General features: G+C 50.9%; 1 protein-coding gene. It reads left to right on the forward strand.

Annotated features, from left to right (window positions below; translation table 11 throughout):
* Positions 1-340, forward strand: a 340-nt coding sequence (locus J0A66_RS22270) for an efflux RND transporter permease subunit (RefSeq protein WP_206576013.1), incomplete at both ends; no start/stop codon positions are given.

The raw sequence follows: 340 nt of genomic DNA on the forward strand, positions 1-340 counted from the left end.
ATGTTGGGTCAGCGCAGAGTGTCTACCTACCTGGATCGCGGACAGGAGTACTACGTGATCATGGAGGGGAATAAGGAAGACTACCGCTCTCCACAAAGCATCGAAAACCTCTATGTTCGTTCAAAGCGCAGTGGTTTGCTGATTCCGCTAGATAACCTGCTGACCTTCGAAGAAGGTGCCACTTCGTCAACCTTGAACCGTTACAACCGGATGCGCTCTATAACCATCACCGCCAACCTGGCTGATGGTTATACCTTGGGTGAGGCGCTAACGTTTTTGAATCAGGTGGTGGAAGAGGAAGTCTCTGACACTATTGCGGTGGACTATCGTGGCGAGTCTA

The sequence above is a fragment of the Bowmanella dokdonensis genome, from assembly GCF_017254865.1.
In the GTDB taxonomy this organism is placed as follows: Bacteria; Pseudomonadota; Gammaproteobacteria; order Enterobacterales; family Alteromonadaceae; genus Bowmanella; species Bowmanella dokdonensis.